This window comes from Paenibacillus sp. 2KB_22 (assembly GCF_052115745.1).
In the GTDB taxonomy this organism is placed as follows: domain Bacteria; phylum Bacillota; class Bacilli; order Paenibacillales; family Paenibacillaceae; genus Paenibacillus.
This window is the reverse complement of record NZ_JBFRHG010000002.1, coordinates 831,118-847,028: the sequence shown is the minus strand read 5'-3', so window position 1 is coordinate 847,028 and position 15,911 is coordinate 831,118. Positions and strand designations below refer to the sequence as shown.

At 48.2% G+C, this 15,911-nt stretch carries 19 protein-coding genes; 15 read left to right on the top strand and 4 right to left on the bottom strand.

Annotated features, from left to right (window positions below; translation table 11 throughout):
• The first annotated feature begins 94 nt into the window (after positions 1 to 94).
• Entirely contained in the window at positions 95 to 307 is a 213-nt protein-coding gene (locus AB4111_RS14760; RefSeq protein WP_253438764.1) for a hypothetical protein, read from the top strand.
• 8 nt (positions 308 to 315) lie between these two features.
• Here the strand turns inward: AB4111_RS14760 and AB4111_RS14755 are convergent, their stop codons facing one another.
• Positions 316 to 663, bottom strand: coding sequence for a potassium channel family protein (locus AB4111_RS14755; protein ID WP_192133999.1), 348 nt, complete (start codon positions 661 to 663; stop codon positions 316 to 318).
• 64 nt (positions 664 to 727) lie between these two features.
• Positions 728 to 1,045 (bottom strand): DUF2627 domain-containing protein, encoded by a 318-nt coding sequence (locus AB4111_RS14750; protein ID WP_442032179.1) that lies wholly within the window; start codon positions 1,043 to 1,045, stop codon positions 728 to 730.
• 224 nt (positions 1,046 to 1,269) lie between these two features.
• Here AB4111_RS14750 and lpdA point away from each other — a divergent pair, with 224 nt between their 5' ends.
• From lpdA to lipB, 5 genes are all read left to right on the top strand, one after another.
• On the top strand, positions 1,270 to 2,694 hold the full coding sequence (gene lpdA / locus AB4111_RS14745) for a dihydrolipoyl dehydrogenase (RefSeq protein ID WP_442032178.1): 1,425 nt from the start codon (positions 1,270 to 1,272) through the stop codon (positions 2,692 to 2,694).
• Positions 2,695 to 2,833: 139 nt separating this feature from the next.
• Positions 2,834 to 3,862, top strand: coding sequence for a thiamine pyrophosphate-dependent dehydrogenase E1 component subunit alpha (locus tag AB4111_RS14740; protein ID WP_342570561.1), 1,029 nt, complete (start codon positions 2,834 to 2,836; stop codon positions 3,860 to 3,862).
• Positions 3,863 to 3,864: 2 nt separating this feature from the next.
• Positions 3,865 to 4,851, top strand: a complete 987-nt coding sequence (locus AB4111_RS14735; protein WP_062835245.1) for an alpha-ketoacid dehydrogenase subunit beta — start codon at positions 3,865 to 3,867, stop codon at positions 4,849 to 4,851.
• A gap of 48 nt (positions 4,852 to 4,899) precedes the next feature.
• A complete protein-coding gene (locus AB4111_RS14730; protein WP_442032177.1) occupies positions 4,900 to 6,345 on the top strand; it encodes a dihydrolipoamide acetyltransferase family protein in 1,446 nt (481 codons plus the stop codon).
• A gap of 111 nt (positions 6,346 to 6,456) precedes the next feature.
• Positions 6,457 to 7,164: a lipoyl(octanoyl) transferase LipB gene (gene lipB / locus AB4111_RS14725; protein WP_253438744.1), complete on the top strand. Its 708-nt coding sequence runs from the start codon at positions 6,457 to 6,459 to the stop codon at positions 7,162 to 7,164.
• A gap of 26 nt (positions 7,165 to 7,190) precedes the next feature.
• Here lipB and prli42 read toward each other — a convergent pair whose 3' ends face one another.
• Positions 7,191 to 7,292, bottom strand: a complete 102-nt coding sequence (gene prli42, locus AB4111_RS14720; protein WP_017687624.1) for a stressosome-associated protein Prli42 — start codon at positions 7,290 to 7,292, stop codon at positions 7,191 to 7,193.
• 82 nt (positions 7,293 to 7,374) lie between these two features.
• Here prli42 and AB4111_RS14715 point away from each other — a divergent pair, with 82 nt between their 5' ends.
• Positions 7,375 to 8,508, top strand: a complete 1,134-nt coding sequence (locus AB4111_RS14715; protein WP_442032176.1) for a M20/M25/M40 family metallo-hydrolase — start codon at positions 7,375 to 7,377, stop codon at positions 8,506 to 8,508.
• A gap of 127 nt (positions 8,509 to 8,635) precedes the next feature.
• On the opposite strand, the gene AB4111_RS14710 is transcribed toward AB4111_RS14715, so the two are convergent.
• The gene (locus AB4111_RS14710; protein WP_442032175.1) at positions 8,636 to 8,782 is read right to left on the bottom strand and encodes a Z-ring formation inhibitor MciZ; all 147 of its coding nucleotides are present in this window, start codon (positions 8,780 to 8,782) and stop codon (positions 8,636 to 8,638) included.
• Between the two features lie 122 nt (positions 8,783 to 8,904).
• On the opposite strand from AB4111_RS14710, the gene AB4111_RS14705 reads away from it, so the two are divergent.
• The 8 genes from AB4111_RS14705 (at position 8,905) to AB4111_RS14670 (ending at position 15,845) form a co-directional block, all read left to right on the top strand.
• Complete coding sequence (locus tag AB4111_RS14705) at positions 8,905 to 9,498, top strand: NUDIX domain-containing protein (protein ID WP_442032174.1); 594 nt, start codon at positions 8,905 to 8,907, stop codon at positions 9,496 to 9,498.
• A 2-nt stretch (positions 9,499 to 9,500) separates the two neighbouring features.
• A complete protein-coding gene (locus AB4111_RS14700) occupies positions 9,501 to 10,721 on the top strand; it encodes an endonuclease Q family protein (protein WP_442032173.1) in 1,221 nt (406 codons plus the stop codon).
• Between the two features lie 174 nt (positions 10,722 to 10,895).
• Positions 10,896 to 11,525, top strand: a complete 630-nt coding sequence (gene spoIIM, locus AB4111_RS14695) for a stage II sporulation protein M (RefSeq protein WP_253438730.1) — start codon at positions 10,896 to 10,898, stop codon at positions 11,523 to 11,525.
• A 107-nt stretch (positions 11,526 to 11,632) separates the two neighbouring features.
• Positions 11,633 to 12,100, top strand: a complete 468-nt coding sequence (fur, locus tag AB4111_RS14690) for a ferric iron uptake transcriptional regulator (protein WP_036607866.1) — start codon at positions 11,633 to 11,635, stop codon at positions 12,098 to 12,100.
• 159 nt (positions 12,101 to 12,259) lie between these two features.
• A complete protein-coding gene (locus AB4111_RS14685) occupies positions 12,260 to 12,502 on the top strand; it encodes a DUF4227 family protein (protein WP_017687632.1) in 243 nt (80 codons plus the stop codon).
• A 75-nt stretch (positions 12,503 to 12,577) separates the two neighbouring features.
• The gene (locus AB4111_RS14680) at positions 12,578 to 13,468 is read left to right on the top strand and encodes a tyrosine recombinase (protein WP_253438727.1); all 891 of its coding nucleotides are present in this window, start codon (positions 12,578 to 12,580) and stop codon (positions 13,466 to 13,468) included.
• Between the two features lie 129 nt (positions 13,469 to 13,597).
• On the top strand, positions 13,598 to 14,422 hold the full coding sequence (locus AB4111_RS14675) for a purine-nucleoside phosphorylase (RefSeq protein WP_442032172.1): 825 nt from the start codon (positions 13,598 to 13,600) through the stop codon (positions 14,420 to 14,422).
• A 247-nt stretch (positions 14,423 to 14,669) separates the two neighbouring features.
• The gene (locus AB4111_RS14670) at positions 14,670 to 15,845 is read left to right on the top strand and encodes a D-alanyl-D-alanine carboxypeptidase family protein (protein WP_442032171.1); all 1,176 of its coding nucleotides are present in this window, start codon (positions 14,670 to 14,672) and stop codon (positions 15,843 to 15,845) included.
• Positions 15,846 to 15,911 lie beyond the last annotated feature (66 nt).

Genomic DNA, 15,911 nt, shown 5'->3' with positions numbered 1-15,911 from the left:
GAACTAATCTGTGCAGCTTTGTGTTACTATATGGAATGTTAAGCCGTTGGTTCCGGCAGCTGTTACTAGGAGTTATGGAAAAGAGGTGTTTACGATGAGTGAAGTATTAACATCACTTCAAGAACGATATGAAAGCTTGAAAGAACAGGCATCCCTGGATGAAGCGGCGCAGGCCTTATTTGCAGAACTATTCGCAGAAGCGGAGCGACTGCAGGCAAGTAACCTGACGCTTCGCAGAACGATCTTGAAGTCTTCTTCCAAAGAATCGCGTATGTCTACCAAACTGCGGGATGCCTTATACGAATGACCCGGAGATTACTCCGGGTCCTCTTCTGTCTTTAATTTGCGAGGGAATAGAATACCTGCTGTAATTCTGGCAATCATGGCAAAGGTGAGACCAATGCCTGCAAACATGTAGATCACGGTAAAAGCTTTGCTAAATCCGGTAGATGGCACAAATTCAGGATGTCCCACCGTAGTCAGGGTAACCGCACAGAAGTATAACGCATCGATCCAGTGCAAACCTTCAACACGAGTGTAAAACAAAGTGCCTGAGAGCAACGTTGCTGCCGTTAACGCGAACAAAGCCAGAAACTTGGGGTCCTTGAACGCATGGAAAATGCCTTTAAGAAGTCGTTGCAACGTGATTAAAAATGATACCATGATGATCCATCCTGTCTATTGTAAAGTAGGCGGTGTGTTGTATAAACACACAAAAAGCCCGGACTCAAGGAGTCCCTCCGGGCGTCTCTGCTTTTTCGGGTACACTTTTGGACCGGAAACGGGGACCTACATAATTACGCTTGCGGTCACGGAACAGAATCCAGCCTCCCAGAAAACTCATACCTGCGGCAAAAAGGACAAGTCCACCGCCAAAGGAAAGCCACTGGAATCCTGGTGAAATCAGTTCGTTCCCGTGCTCGGCATAATATAGGAACAGGGCATCTTTCATCATCAGAAAACCCTTCATTGCCATTAAACCGGGGATGACCAGAACAATAATCGCCAAAAATCGCGCAAAGACCAATCTTGTATTCATGAGCATTATACCCCTTCTGCCAAATTCGACATTAAATAAAGGTTACGCTTACAGATCATACCTGATTCCATCATAGCTTGGAATGCATGGGCTGTCCATGTGTGATTGCTTCAAACTTTGAGTTGACTGCTTAAGGAGAGTACAATGGCATATAGAGGGTATAAGCCAAACCATGATTCAAGCCATCATAAATGATACTGAAATTTGATTCATAGAGGAGAGCATGAGAGATGCCAATTACATGTGATGTTGCAATTCTTGGAGGAGGAACCGGTGGATATGTAGCTGCAATCCGGGCTGCACAACTGGGTAAACAGGTCGTTATCATTGAGAAAGACAAGCTCGGCGGAACCTGTCTGCATCGTGGCTGTATTCCGAGTAAAGCTTTGCTGAAAAGCGCGGAAGTGTACGCCGAGATTCAGGAGAGCGAGACGTATGGTATTGAGACAGCTGGAGCCACACTTGTATTTCCCAAAGTACAGGCACGTAAGGATGCGATTGTGGAGCAGCTCCATCAGGGCGTTCAATATTTGATGAAAAAAAATAAAATCCAGGTCGTACACGCGAACGGTCGCGTTATCGGACCTTCCATCTTTTCCCCGCAGAGCGGAGCGGTCGCTGTAGAGTTCGAAGATGGGGAGATGGATACAGTTGTGCCGACCAATCTCATTATTGCGACTGGTTCACGTCCACGTGTGCTGCCAGGGCTGGAACCGGATGGCCAGTTTATTATGAGCAGTGACGAAGCATTACGAATGGATGAGCTTCCTGCATCACTCATTATTGTCGGTGGTGGTGTGATTGGACTGGAGTGGGCATCCATGCTGAATGACTTTGGTGTAGACATCACGGTGGTTGAAGCAGCTGCTCATGTGTTACCTGCCGAGGATGAGGATGTTGCCAGAGAGATGCAACGATTGCTTGGCAAGCGTGGTGTTCGTTTCCTGACAGGGGCCAAGGTTCTAACAGAAACGTATAGCACGAATACAGAGGGCATCCAGATTGATGTGCAACTCGGTGACGATAAGCAGGAAACGCTGAAAGCGGAGAAAATGCTCGTGTCAGTTGGTCGCCAGGCCAATGTCGAAAATATCGGACTCGAAAATACGGATATCAAACTGGAACGTGGGTTCATCGCCGTGAACAAACAGTTACAGACCGGTGAAGGTCACATCTACGCCATTGGCGACTGCATTGGTGGTCTGCAGCTTGCGCACGCGGCAAGTCATGAAGGCATTCTCGCTGTCAATCATTTGGCAGGGGAAACGGTACATGCCGTTGAATCCCACCGTATTCCGCGTTGTGTGTACACACGTCCGGAAGCAGCCAGCATTGGATTCACCGAGCGTGAAGCCAAAGAACGTGGCTATGAAATCAAAACAGGCAAGTTCCCGTTTCAGGCGATTGGCAAATCGCTCATTCACGGAAGTCGTGATGGATTCGTGAAGGTGATCGCAGATGCCAAGACGAATGATATATTGGGGGTACATATGATTGGCACCCACGTGACAGAATTGATCGCTGAGGCTTCACTGGCTCAGATGCTGGATGCTACACCTTGGGAAGTCGGACAAACCATTCATCCACACCCTTCTCTGTCGGAAATCATGGGTGAAGCCATGCTGGCGGTTGATGGAAAGGCCATTGGAATGTAAGCCAAACAGGCTTATGAGAAAGGTTCTTTCCTTTTTTGGGTAAAAGGGATTATAATAAGGTTAAGCCAAGTCTTAGTACCAGGTTATAAGATCGGGTAGTAAGAGTGGCACAGGCTCTGATTAAAAGGAGGTACCTCATATGAGTTCACAAGGTACTGCAGACGCGGTCCATCGGCATCAACAGCTGGGACTTAGCGATGGTGAAGTATTGGATATGTACAAATACATGCTGCTCGCACGCAAGTTTGACGAGCGTTGCTTGCTCTTGCAACGGGCTGGCAAAATTAACTTTCACGTATCCGGTGTAGGACAGGAAGCTGCTCAAGTGGGCGCCGCTTTTGGTCTGGATCGGGATCACGATTATTATTTACCGTATTACCGCGATTATGGTTTTGTACTGGCGGTAGGCATGACTCCGCGTGAGTTGATGCTGTCTGCTTTTGCAAAAGCGGAAGATCCGAATAGTGGCGGCCGGCAAATGCCGGGTCACTTCGGTCACAAAAAGCTGCGGATTGTGACGGGCTCCAGCCCGGTTACAACACAGGTTCCGCACGCTGTTGGGTTTGCGCTGGCTGCCAAAATGAAGAAGCAAAAATTTGTTTCTTTTGTTACGTTTGGTGAAGGATCAAGCAATCAGGGTGACTTCCATGAGGGAGCCAACTTTGCAGGTGTACACAAGTTGCCTGTCATTATTATGTGCGAGAACAACCAGTATGCGATTTCGGTTCCAATTCACAAGCAGCTTAGCGGTAAAATATCGGATCGTGCACTCGGTTACGGTTTCCCCGGACTGCGTGTAGATGGTAACGATGCGCTCGAAGTATACGCTGCTGTGAAGGAAGCACGTCAACGTGCCATAGCAGGCGAAGGACCCACACTGATTGAAGCGATGATGTATCGTCTCTCTCCTCACTCCACTTCCGACAATGATCTGGCTTACCGGACTAAGGAAGAAGTCGAAGAGAACTGGAAGAAGGACGGCGTGCTTCGCATGAAGAACTATCTGATTGATTGCGGCATCTGGGACGAAGCCCGGGATGCGGATCTGGCTTCCCAGCTTGCGCTGGAAATGAAAGAAGCAACTGAATATGCAGACAACGCGCCATATCCGAAACCTGAGGACACTCTGACGCACGTTTATGCGGACAGCGAAGAAGGGGGACGGTAAGTATGGCAGTGATGGAATATATTGATGCAATCCGTCTCGCGATGAAAGAAGAGATGGAGCGGGATGAAAATGTCTTTATCCTCGGTGAAGATGTAGGGGTCAAAGGTGGTGTGTTCACCACAACCAAAGGGTTGCAGGATCAGTTTGGCGAGATGCGTGTCATGGACACTCCGTTGTCCGAATCAGCTATTGCAGGTGTTGCCATTGGTGCAGCAATGTATGGCATGAAGCCGATTGCCGAGATGCAATATTCGGACTTCATGTTGCCAGCAACAAACCAGATCATTAGCGAAGCGGCCAAAATCCGCTATCGTTCCAACAATGACTGGAGTTGTCCGATTGTCATTCGTGCGCCGATTGGTGGCGGAATCTTCGGTGGGTTGTATCACTCCCAATGTCCGGAATCGATTTTCTTTGGTACACCTGGTCTGAAAATTATAGCGCCCTACTCAGCATACGATGCCAAGGGACTGCTCAAAGCGGCCATTCGCGACCCGGACCCGGTACTCTTTTTTGAAAATAAAAAATGCTACAAGCTCATCAAGGAAGATGTGCCTGAAGATGATTACATCGTTCCGATCGGTAAAGCCAACGTACTTCGTGAGGGTGCGGATATTACGGTGATCGGCTACAGCCAGCCGCTGCATTTTGTAATGCAGGCTGCTGAGGAGCTGGAACGTGAAGAAGGCATTACAGCACACGTTCTGGATCTGCGCACATTGCAACCGTTGGATCGTGAAGCGATTATTGCTTCCGCTCGTCTGACAGGCAAAGTGCTGATCGTACACGAAGATAACAAAACAGGTGGTGTAGGTGCCGAAGTTGCCGCGATTATTAGCGAGGAATGTCTGTTTGAACTGGATGCACCGATTCAGCGTCTCTGTGGACCTGACGTGCCGGCCATGCCAATTAGCCCAACATTGGAGAAATTCTACATGCTGAGCAAGGACAAAGCCAAAGCAGCAATGCGTACACTTGCCGAGTTTTAATTTCGTTTTTTTGGATCGTTTAATAGTAAAGTTTGGAGTGATAATCAAATGGCTGAACGTATGAAATGGATCGAGGTCATTATGCCGCAATTGGCGGAATCGCTGGTCTCGGCTACCATAGGCAAATGGTTGAAAAAACCGGGCGACCGTGTGGAACAGTACGAGCCGATCTGTGAAGTAATCACGGATAAAGTCAATGCCGAGATTCCATCCACTGTGGATGGAATTATGGGTGACCTTTTGGTGGAAGAGGGCACAACGATTGCTGTTGGTGAAGCAATCTGCCGCATGCAGGTCGCAGCTTCTGACGAAGAAGCAGCTGAGCAAGTAACACAAGTATCGCAGCAACAGGAGCATGTGCAGCAACATGTAAGCCATACTCCTGTTGCCGCCTCAAATACAGCAGGACATGATCCCAACCAGCCGATGCGTAATCGGTATTCCCCGGCAGTTCAATCCTTGGCAGCAGAGCATGGTTTGAACTTGCAAAGCATCCAAGGTACTGGAGCAGGTGGTCGTATTACCCGCAAAGATGTGCTGGCATTTGTTGCACAGGGAGGCAATGCTGCTGGATCGTCTGCACCAGCATCATCACCAGCAGCACAGCATACACCTTCTGGTGTGCCGTCTGCTTCTCCATTTAGTGGCGTAAATCGTGGAAATGGAGAAATGGGTTTAACCGCTGGAGAAGCGATCTCAGCGTCCGATGCAGGCGTTCCTGTGAGACATTCAGGCATTCATCTAACCGAAAGCCCGAAAATCCCACAGATTGAAGTAGAAGGTGGCGGCCAGGGAAGATCGGAGTATTTCATTGATGTTACACCTGTGCGTAATGCGATTGCCCGGAATATGCGTCAAAGCGTATCGGAAATCCCGCATGCATGGACAATGATCGAAGTTGACGTAACGAATCTCGTGATGCTGCGCAATAAACTCAAGGATGAGTTCAAGCGCAAGGAAGGCATCAATCTGACATATCTGTCATTCATGATGAAGGGTGTCGTTAACGCGATTAAAGACTATCCAATCATGAACTCGGTATGGGCAGTGGACAAAATTATCGTCAAACGGGACATTAACCTGTCCATGGCGGTAGGAACCGAAGATTCCGTACTTACACCCGTAATCAAACATGCCGACCAGCGAAATATTGCAGGTCTGGCCCGTGAAGTGGATGAACTGGCTCGCAAAACACGTGAAGGTACGCTGAAGCTGGACCATATGCAAGGTGGTACGTTCACGGTAAACAACACGGGCTCATTCGGTTCGATCCTGTCCCAGCCAATCATTAACTATCCGCAGGCAGCGATTCTTACATTCGAGTCGATTGTCAAGAAGCCCGTGGTTATTAATGATATGATCGCTGTTCGTTCGATGGCTAATCTGTGTCTGTCGCTGGATCACCGAATCCTGGATGGTGTAATCAGCGGACGTTTCTTGCAACGTGTCAAAGAAAACCTTGAAGGATATACCATGGAGAGCACGGTGTATTAAGTAAATAGTTGATGGGAAAGTGTATGTGCCGGAGGCCGTGCACTTTTCCTGCTGTCTATGGACAAATGCTCAATTGTACATTGAACCTGAAGCAGAAGGGTGTGGGGAATCATGAGCAAGCCACTGGATGTTGCATACCTACCGATGCTTGATTATGAAGAGGCTTGGAACCGCCAGAAAGCGATTGTGCAGCGATTGGACGAGGGTGAGGGAGCGGAGCAGATGCTGCTGTTACAGCACCCGCCAACGTATACAATTGGTTCACAAAATCATCCGGAGCATCTGCTTCTCAGTCCGGAAGAGTTGCGTGAGCAAGGGATTTCTTTATTTCAAATTGACCGCGGCGGTGATATTACTTATCATGGCCCAGGTCAGTTGGTAGGTTACCCGTTATTGATTCTTGGTCGGGATGAAGACTTGGATTTACACGGATATTTACGGAAACTTGAACAGGTACTTATGGATTATCTCGCAGACCAGGGCATCGAAGCTGGACGCAAAGAGGGTTATACGGGTGTGTGGATTGGCGATATGAAGATTGCTGCGATCGGCATCAAGTTTAATCGCTGCAAACACCGCCGCGGTTTCGTGACCAGTCACGGGTTTGCTTTTAACATCAGTTCAGGCATTCAACATGCTGGGTTTCAGGGGATTGTTCCTTGTGGAATTGAGCAGTATGGCGTTACCTCACTGGAGGATATAACGGGCAAGTCTTATACAGTGGAGCAGGTAGCACGCGATATTGTTCCGTACTTTAATCGCATTTTTCCATATCAAATCAATTGGATTAGCGAAAAAGAAGCCCTTCAACGGCTGTAAACAGTTCGTCGAAAGGCTTCATGTTGCTATCCAAACAGCAACGGTTCGAGAGCTATGAAAAGGGTGGACCCGATCATGGCGATCAGCATGAGATAGATGATGATTTTGAACCATTTCTTTTTTTGCATGATGAGAGAACTCCTTTCAACAAAAAGTAAACAAGCCATAGTAATTATATTGTACCGTATCCACGAGAGGGAGGAAAGTCCTATGATTAAACAACAACGTGTTATCGATCAGTTCATGGAACTGGTACAGATTGATAGTGAAACGAAAAATGAACAGAACATTTCGAAGGTGTTAAAAGAGCAGTTTGCAGACCTCGGTCTACATGTCTATGAGGACGACACCATGGAGCAAACCGGACATGGCGCCGGAAATCTCGTTATTACTTGGGAAGCCGAAGGAACAGATGGAGTTGCACCGATCTTTTTCACATGTCATATGGACACCGTAACGCCGGGACAGGGAATTAAGCCTGAACTCGGTGAAGATGGCTGGATTCGCAGTGATGGAACAACGATCCTGGGAGCAGATGACAAGGCAGGGATTGCGGCACTGTTCGAAGCGATTCGTGTGATTCAGGAAAACAAGATTCCACATGGTAAAATTCAATTTGTCATTACGGTTGGCGAAGAGTCCGGCCTGGTGGGCGCACGTGCCATGAATCCGCAGGATATCGATGCCGAGTTCGGTTATGCGCTGGATTCTAATGGAGCTGTAGGTACGATCTGTGTTGCTGCACCGGCCAGAGCTGAAATTCAAATGAGCATCTATGGTAAGTCCGCACACGCGGGAGTGAACCCGGAAGACGGGATCAGCGCCATTCAGGTTGCGGCCAAAGCAATTGCAGCGATGACACTGGGCAGAATTGATGATGAGACAACAGCAAACATTGGCAAATTCCAGGGTGGATCAGCACTCAACGTGGTATGTGACTTTGTACAGCTTGAAGCGGAAGCTCGCAGTATTGTGCAGGAGAAAGTTGAGTTGCAGGTTGCACAGATGCGCGATGCGCTGGAAACGACATGTCGCAAATACGGTGCAACAGCTGAATTCAGAAGTGAGATCCTGTATCCCGCATTTGGTTTCCATGATGAACACGAAGTTGTACAGCTTGCACAGCGTGCCATCCGCAGTATTGGTCTGGAGACTCATACGTTTGCTTCTGGTGGGGGCAGTGATGCCAATATTTTTAACGGATTCGACATTCCAACAGTGAATCTGGCGGTAGGGTATGAGGATATTCATACAACCAAAGAACGCATTCGTGCCGAAGACATTGTAAAGTTGTCCGAGGTGGTTGTCGCTATTATTCAGGAAACGGCAACAGACAAGAAATAACATGTAATTCTTAGACAAAAGTCCGAACCCGGTCTGTATCGGATTCGGACTTTTTGCGAATTCATGTTATATTTCAAGGGAGAAGACTCGGTAATATTGGATGAAAATCGATCCATGGCTTAATAGATCAATGCTCCATTGATTTCCGTCCAGCGAGCAGATCACTTAATTTGGCATCCGGTCCCCACTCGTGCAACCATTGCTTGAGTATGAGCTGTACTTGCCGGGCTTGTCCTACCACGTGTACGGATTTAGGTGTCAAATAACTGTTCATCAAAATTCCCCCTGATTTGTTTATATTTGCTGTGAGACTTCTATACGCTCACCATATGCCCCAAATCAGAAATTTATACATTAACCGAATATATAATCCAACGATATGGAGTTGAAGAACGAATGAAACCAAACCAATCTGCCCAATCCATCCATGCAGCGCAACCTGCCAATCCGAAGTTGGATGAAGTGACCGTATCCACCAAGCCAATCTTCGAGGGGAAAGTAATTTCACTACAGGTCGATACCGTTAAACTTCCGAACGGTGAGACGGCTACACGAGAAATAATCCGGCACCCTGGAGCAGTAGCTGTACTCGCTCTGAACGGGGATCGCATGCTTGTAGTGGATCAGTATCGTCAGGCAATGGGACGCACCGAAGTGGAGATTCCTGCGGGAAAACTGGACCCGGGAGAAGAGCCGGAAGTGGCGGCCGCACGTGAATTGCGAGAAGAGACGGGATATGTGGCCAAGTCGCTGCGTCATCTGCGTTCGTTCTACACGTCACCAGGATTCGCAGATGAGATCATTCATCTATACATCGCTGAAGAGTTAGAAGCCGGAGATATGGAACTGGACGAAGATGAATTTCTTGAAGTATCCGAGATCACACTGGAGGAAGCTTACGCACTCATGGACGATCACCGGATTAGCGATGCTAAAACGATGATGGCTGTGTACGCGTGGGACCTCTACAGAACGACAGGACGGTTCTAGGGATGAATGACCAACTGGAAACGTCCACGATGTGGGAGCCCTGTTATACAGACCTGCATATTCACATCGGACGAACCTCTCGCGGCGAGGCCGTAAAAATCAGCGGCAGTCGCGATCTGACATTTGAGAATATTGCCCGGGAAGCATCGGATCGCAAAGGAATTCATTTGCTGGGTGTTATTGATTGTCATTCGCCGGTTGTACAGATGGATATCGAGCAATTGCTGGAGAACGGTACGATGTCCGAGATTGAGGGGGGCGGTATTGCCTACCAGGACACCACCATTCTGCTGGGAACAGAGATTGAGTTGCGCGAGCCTGAAATGCGTGAGTTCCATATGCTCGCATACTTCCGTGATCTGAAAACGATGAAGTCCTTCACGGACTGGATGAAACGTTATATGAAAAATGTGAATCTCAGTTCTCAGCGGGTATACGTGCCCGCTCTAGAGATGCAGGCCGAGATTAAGGCACGTGGTGGATTAATTGTGCCTGCACATGTATTTACACCGCATAAAGGTATCTATGGCAGTACAGCCCCCCGTATGGGTGAAGTGCTGGATACCCGTCTTGTGGATGCGGTAGAGCTGGGGTTAAGCTCGGACTCATCCATGGCCAGTTATATCCGAGAGTTGGATCATGTACCGTTCCTGACCAATTCGGATGCACATTCACTTGGTAAGATTGGTCGGGAGTATAACGAACTGCAAGTTGCTACCCCTTCTTTTGATGAATTCCGTATGGCACTTCAAGGAGAAGCCGGAAGGAGCATTGCTGCCAATTATGGACTGAATCCAAGGTTGGGCAAGTATCACCGTACCTACTGTGCAGCGTGTGGCAGTATTATGGACGAGCAAGCGCTGTCGGCAGAGCGCTGTCCTCACTGTGGCAGTCTGAAGCTGGTTCAGGGGGTGTTGGACCGCATTCTGGCCATCTCTGATCGGGAGAATCCTCATGTTCCTGCTAACAGGCCCGCCTATCATTATCAGGTACCACTGGAATTTATCCCTGGACTTGGCAAAGCCAAATTGCGCCAGTTACTGGACCATTTTGGTACAGAAATGAACGTACTTCATCGTACGCGTGAGGAAGAACTTGCTGTGGTTGTTGGACCTGTGCTGGCTGGCCTGATCGTGGCTGCACGGAATGGAAAACTGGAATTGTCCTCCGGAGGTGGAGGAACGTACGGTAAAGTTGCTGTTCAGGAAAGAGTCTCGGAGTGACTCGTGTAAATATTCTGTAGTAATATTCTGAGGTTCAACTCACATAGCTTTCGCTATACAGATAACCAATCTGGACAAGAAGTCATACAGGTGCATTCCGGTTCATAAGAATGACTATGAGGATGTAACTGAGAATCCTTGCAGCATGATACCGGAAAGGGGACTCGTACCTGTATGCGCTCTTCCTACTTTACATTTAAAGGTCAGACTTCGTTATATGTATTCGTGGCTGTCTTGTTTCTGGTCGGCGTCATTTTTGGCGCGCTTATGGTGAACGCATTGTCTCTTGATCAACGCCAAGATTTGGAGGGTTATCTCGGCAATTTCTTCATGACCGTGCAGCACAGTGCACAGCTGACAGAGACCGGGGCCTATTGGGACATCGCCATGCTTCATCTAAAATGGGTAGGTTTGATCTTTATTCTGGGTTTATCGGTCGTTGGACTGCCCGGTATACTGGTTCTGGATTTTCTGAAAGGTGTGCTCATTGGATTCACTGTGGGTTACCTGGTTGGGCAGTACTCCTGGAAAGGGCTGCTGTTTGCACTGGTTTCCGTGGCACCACATAATCTATTTGTCATTCCAATCCTTCTGATCTGCAGTGTGGCGGCGATGACGTTCTCGTTATACATCATTCGCAATCGTGTTTTGATGCAGCGAACACCTGGTCGACAAAGGCCTTTTGCTTCATATATAGTGTTAACTTTGGTTATGGCTGCAATGCTGCTCGGCGTGGCGTCTTTTGAAACATGGGTTACACCTGCGATGATGCGCTGGGTCACGCCAATGCTACTACCGGCCTAACGTGTACCGCATAGTGTAAAATGTTGACTTTAATTACGCACTCCCCCTATAATGAAAAGAGTGGGTTAAGTTGCAGTGTGCAGTGATTTCCTAGGGGGAGGGAGAAAATGGAAGCACGGATTGATAAAATTAAGCAGCAACTACAGTCCCAAGGATATAAATTAACGCCCCAGCGGGAAGCCACCTTAAGAGTACTTCTTGAGAATGAAGAAGATCATCTGAGCGCAGAAGACGTATTCATGCTCGTTAAAGAAAAGGCTCCCGAAATCGGTCTGGCAACCGTGTACCGTACCCTCGAACTGCTGAGTGAGCTGCATGTTGTAGAGAAAATCAACTTCGGCGACGGTGTAGCGCGTTATGATCTGCGCGGAGATACATCCAAGCATCACCATCATCACTTAATCTGTGTTCAATGCGGAAGTATGGATGAAATACGTGAAGACTGGCTTGGACCGCTTGAAGAACGTTTGGAGCGGGAATTCAACTTTTCGGTAGTAGATCACCGACTGGACTTTCATGGAATTTGTTATCGTTGCAAAGCTAAAAATGAACAGAAACCCAAAGATGAAGAATAACATAGCATATCTTCAAGCTCTCACCGGCGGTTTTGACGGGAGAGCTTTTTTGGCACCGGACGTGATCTGGAGTTTACCCCGAATGGCATAAACTTGTGTTTATGGACATACCCTGATTCAAGGACATTACCGGATTTGAATCAGAAGGGGGATATACCCATGATTATATCAGTGCGGAGAGGGCTCCGTTTTATTCGATTTATTATATTTTTTGCTGCACTAGTCTATCTGTTCTATCATGTTCTGGATCTGTTCAATGGCTGGATCTCACCTGTGGACCAGTATCAGATGCCGACTGGCAATGCAATCAAAGTATTTCAGGAAACGGATTGGCCGGGTAATGGAGAAGGACGTCCTACGATGGCAGAGCGTCTCCGTTTGTTCTATTGGTACGGGGAGTAGCTTCGAACAGCCAGGGATGCAAATACGGGAGCAGTCTGCCAGAGCGGCAGATCTGTCAGTTGAGGAGCGTTGTACATGAAACAGACGATACACGCCTATGCCTTATACTTGGAAGATGATAAAGGGATGTCGAGCAGCACGCTTGAATCGTATCTCCGAGACGTGGACAAGTTCATTGAATTTGCAGATAAGGAATTTGGCATACGCGAAGCCGATCAGGTCAGACGCACGCACGTCGTCCTGTTTGCAGGACAGCTCAAACAGGCAGGACGTGCCAATGCGACCATTGCCCGCAGCATCGTATCTCTGCGCTCCTACTTTCATTTTTTAATGCGGCGGGGGGAAATTATACAGGACCCTACGTTTGATGTGGAAGCTCCCAAGGCGGACAAGTCGCCACCGCAGGTATTAAGCATACAGGAGATCGAACAACTGCTGACAGCGCCTGATGTTCGTTCACCGCAGGGTGTGAGAGATCGAGCGATGCTTGAACTGTTATATGCTACAGGTATTCGGGTCTCGGAACTGATTGCGCTTGACATTCGGGATGTACAGCCAGGCATGCGCTTTATACGATGTGGTGGGGCGGGCAAGGAACGCATCCTTCCCATCGGTGCACCCGCTGCACATTGGGCAAGTGTATATGTGGAGGAATTCCGCAACAAGTTGCTCAAAACCGATTCGGACGAGCAAGCACTGTTCGTGAATGTATCTGGCAGACGTTTAACCCGGCAGGGCTTCTGGAAGCTGCTCAAAAAAGCGGCAGTGGACGCAGGAATCTCGGACGAAATTACGCCGCATACGCTGCGTCATTCTTTTGCGGCACACCTGATTGCCAATGGGGCGGATACACGTGCGGTTCAAGACATGCTGGGTCACGTAGAGCAGCCTGGACAACAATATGGCAACCATGGTCGCAAAACCATGAAGGAAATCTATGAAACCCATCATCCGAGGGCAAGATAGATTTTGACGCATGGCATTCACAAATAAATGCGGAACATCGGGCCGATTTAGGATAAAATAAATTGAATACATCCAAACGCCGTTATACATAAGACGGATCGTTTCAACTCAAGGAGGAACATACATCGCATGACAGCATTAAACCAACAAATGATTTCGGAAGCAGCATCTTATATTCAAAGCAAAAGCTCCATCAAGCCGGAAGTCGGTTTGATTTTGGGTTCGGGTCTTGGCGTACTGGCAGAACTGATTGAAGATGGCGTAAGCATCGCGTATCAGGATATTCCACATTTTCCAGTGTCCACAGTAGAAGGACATGAAGGTGAACTATTGGTCGGTACCATTAAAGGTCGTCCAGTTGTGATGATGAAAGGCCGCTTCCACATGTACGAAGGATATGGTCCGGAATTGACAGCTTTCCCGGTACGGGTTATGAAAGAACTGGGTGTAACTAGCTTGCTTGTAACCAATGCTGCGGGCGGCGTGAATACGTCGTATGAAGCTGGAGACTTGATGCTGATCTCTGATCACTTGAATCTTACAGGCAAAAATCCACTGATCGGACCAAATGACGCTGCACTGGGCGTACGTTTCCCTGATCTGTCCGAAGCCTATAGCCGCCGTTTGCGTGCGCTGGCGAAGGATACGGCCGCATCACAAGGTTTTAACGTACGTGAAGGGGTATACGCGGGTATGCTTGGTCCGAACTACGAGACACCTGCAGAGATCAAAATGCTGCGTACATTGGGCGCAGACGCAGTGGGCATGTCCACTGTATCTGAAGTGATCGTGGCACGCCATGCAGGCCTGGAAGTGCTCGGTATTTCCTGTATCAGCAACATGGCTGCCGGAATTCTGGACCAGCCGCTGTCACATGATGAGGTGATGGAAACGACAGAGCGTGTTCGTGAGTCGTTCCTGGCGTTGGTATTGGCTGTTATTCCACAAATGTAAGCAAGATTTGAGTAAAAAAGGTTACCTCTTCGAATGAGAAATCATCGGGGGTAACCTTTTTTTGTTGTTGTTGAACGTACGCTTACTCATTCGTTAAGTGCAGTGCGTTTTTTGCTTTGATCACATTTTCAATAAAAGTTCGGGAAATCATGCTTTACATGGAATAATTTACTGGAAACGGGCCGACAATGATTAGCAGTACATGCATGGCACATGCAGTAAGCAAGTCATTTGAGGAGGTAACCTTGTGAAGAAAAGAATAATGGCATCGTTCATGACCCTTTGTATCCTGCTGTCCCTTATGGCATCAACGGCATTAGCTGAAGAAAAACCGAAGGCAGCGGGAGGAACTGATCTGGCCCCGTCGGCACGCTCTGCGATCTTAATGGATGCGGACACGGGAACCGTCATATATGAGAAAAACAGTCATGATCAGCTGCCTCCGGCGAGCATTACAAAAATTATGACCATGCTGCTTACAATTGAAGCGATCGACTCGGGTAAGCTGAAGCTGACGGACAAAGTGAGAACGAGTGAATATGCCGCTTCCATGGGCGGTTCTCAGATCTTCCTGGAGCCTGGGGAAGAGATGACAGTCGATGACATGTTAAAAGGGATCGCGATGGCTTCAGGCAATGATGCCTCGGTGGCTATGGCCGAGAAGATTGCTGGCTCGGAGGAAGCCTTTGTGCAGCTAATGAATGAGCGTGCGAAGGCGCTTGGCATGAAGGATACTCATTTTGCCAACTGTAACGGTCTGCCGGTCGATAATCATTATTCTTCCGCCCACGACATTGCCGTCATGAGCCGTGAACTGCTGAAACATTCCGGAATTACGAAGTACACCGGTGCATATCAGGATTACCTTCGCAAAGATACGGAAAAGCCATTCTGGCTGGTAAACACGAACAAGCTGGTTCGTTTTTATAAAGGGGCAGACGGTTTGAAAACAGGTTACACATCCGAAGCGAAATTCTGTTTGTCTGCAACAGCATCCAAGGATGGACTGCGTGTCGTTTCCGTGGTACTCGGTGAACCAAATACCAAAACACGGAATAGCGAAGTGTCTTCGATGTTTGACTATGCTTTTAGTCAATATACGATGAAGGCGCTCTACAAGGCAGGGGATCTGCTGGGTAGTCTGAAAATTGAAAAAGGTGAAGTTGCCGAGTTGCCGCTGAATGCCACACAAAATTACAGTGTACTGATGCGCAAAGGAGCCAAATCCAATGACATCCGGCATGAATTGTTAGTTGCCAAAGAACTGAAAGCCCCGATCAAAGCCGGGCAAAGTATAGGAAAACTTGTGGTTTATCAAGGCAACGACGTGATTAAGGAGTTCGACATTCAGGCTCCGCAGGATGTGAATAAGGCTGGCTGGTGGAAGCTGTTTAAGCGGACAACGTCCAACCTGTTTGACTAAAAGGCGATTTCTGCGAGTTGCATGCATCCTTCGAACAGATTTTGTAGTTAAATAGGGGTTTTCTTC

What these genes read in the sequence shown, in the direction of transcription:
- AB4111_RS14760 (WP_253438764.1), top strand. Translation starts at nt 95, where the DNA reads ATGAGTGAAGTATTAACATCACTTCAAGAACGATATGAAAGCTTGAAA.
- AB4111_RS14755 (WP_192133999.1), bottom strand. Translation starts at nt 663, where the DNA reads ATGGTATCATTTTTAATCACGTTGCAACGACTTCTTAAAGGCATTTTC.
- AB4111_RS14750 (WP_442032179.1), bottom strand. Translation starts at nt 1,045, where the DNA reads ATGCTCATGAATACAAGATTGGTCTTTGCGCGATTTTTGGCGATTATT.
- lpdA (WP_442032178.1), top strand. Translation starts at nt 1,270, where the DNA reads ATGCCAATTACATGTGATGTTGCAATTCTTGGAGGAGGAACCGGTGGA.
- AB4111_RS14740 (WP_342570561.1), top strand. Translation starts at nt 2,834, where the DNA reads ATGAGTTCACAAGGTACTGCAGACGCGGTCCATCGGCATCAACAGCTG.
- AB4111_RS14735 (WP_062835245.1), top strand. Translation starts at nt 3,865, where the DNA reads ATGGCAGTGATGGAATATATTGATGCAATCCGTCTCGCGATGAAAGAA.
- AB4111_RS14730 (WP_442032177.1), top strand. Translation starts at nt 4,900, where the DNA reads ATGGCTGAACGTATGAAATGGATCGAGGTCATTATGCCGCAATTGGCG.
- lipB (WP_253438744.1), top strand. Translation starts at nt 6,457, where the DNA reads ATGAGCAAGCCACTGGATGTTGCATACCTACCGATGCTTGATTATGAA.
- prli42 (WP_017687624.1), bottom strand. Translation starts at nt 7,292, where the DNA reads ATGCAAAAAAAGAAATGGTTCAAAATCATCATCTATCTCATGCTGATC.
- AB4111_RS14715 (WP_442032176.1), top strand. Translation starts at nt 7,375, where the DNA reads ATGATTAAACAACAACGTGTTATCGATCAGTTCATGGAACTGGTACAG.
- AB4111_RS14710 (WP_442032175.1), bottom strand. Translation starts at nt 8,782, where the DNA reads ATGAACAGTTATTTGACACCTAAATCCGTACACGTGGTAGGACAAGCC.
- AB4111_RS14705 (WP_442032174.1), top strand. Translation starts at nt 8,905, where the DNA reads ATGAAACCAAACCAATCTGCCCAATCCATCCATGCAGCGCAACCTGCC.
- AB4111_RS14700 (WP_442032173.1), top strand. Translation starts at nt 9,501, where the DNA reads ATGAATGACCAACTGGAAACGTCCACGATGTGGGAGCCCTGTTATACA.
- spoIIM (WP_253438730.1), top strand. Translation starts at nt 10,896, where the DNA reads ATGCGCTCTTCCTACTTTACATTTAAAGGTCAGACTTCGTTATATGTA.
- fur (WP_036607866.1), top strand. Translation starts at nt 11,633, where the DNA reads ATGGAAGCACGGATTGATAAAATTAAGCAGCAACTACAGTCCCAAGGA.
- AB4111_RS14685 (WP_017687632.1), top strand. Translation starts at nt 12,260, where the DNA reads ATGATTATATCAGTGCGGAGAGGGCTCCGTTTTATTCGATTTATTATA.
- AB4111_RS14680 (WP_253438727.1), top strand. Translation starts at nt 12,578, where the DNA reads ATGAAACAGACGATACACGCCTATGCCTTATACTTGGAAGATGATAAA.
- AB4111_RS14675 (WP_442032172.1), top strand. Translation starts at nt 13,598, where the DNA reads ATGACAGCATTAAACCAACAAATGATTTCGGAAGCAGCATCTTATATT.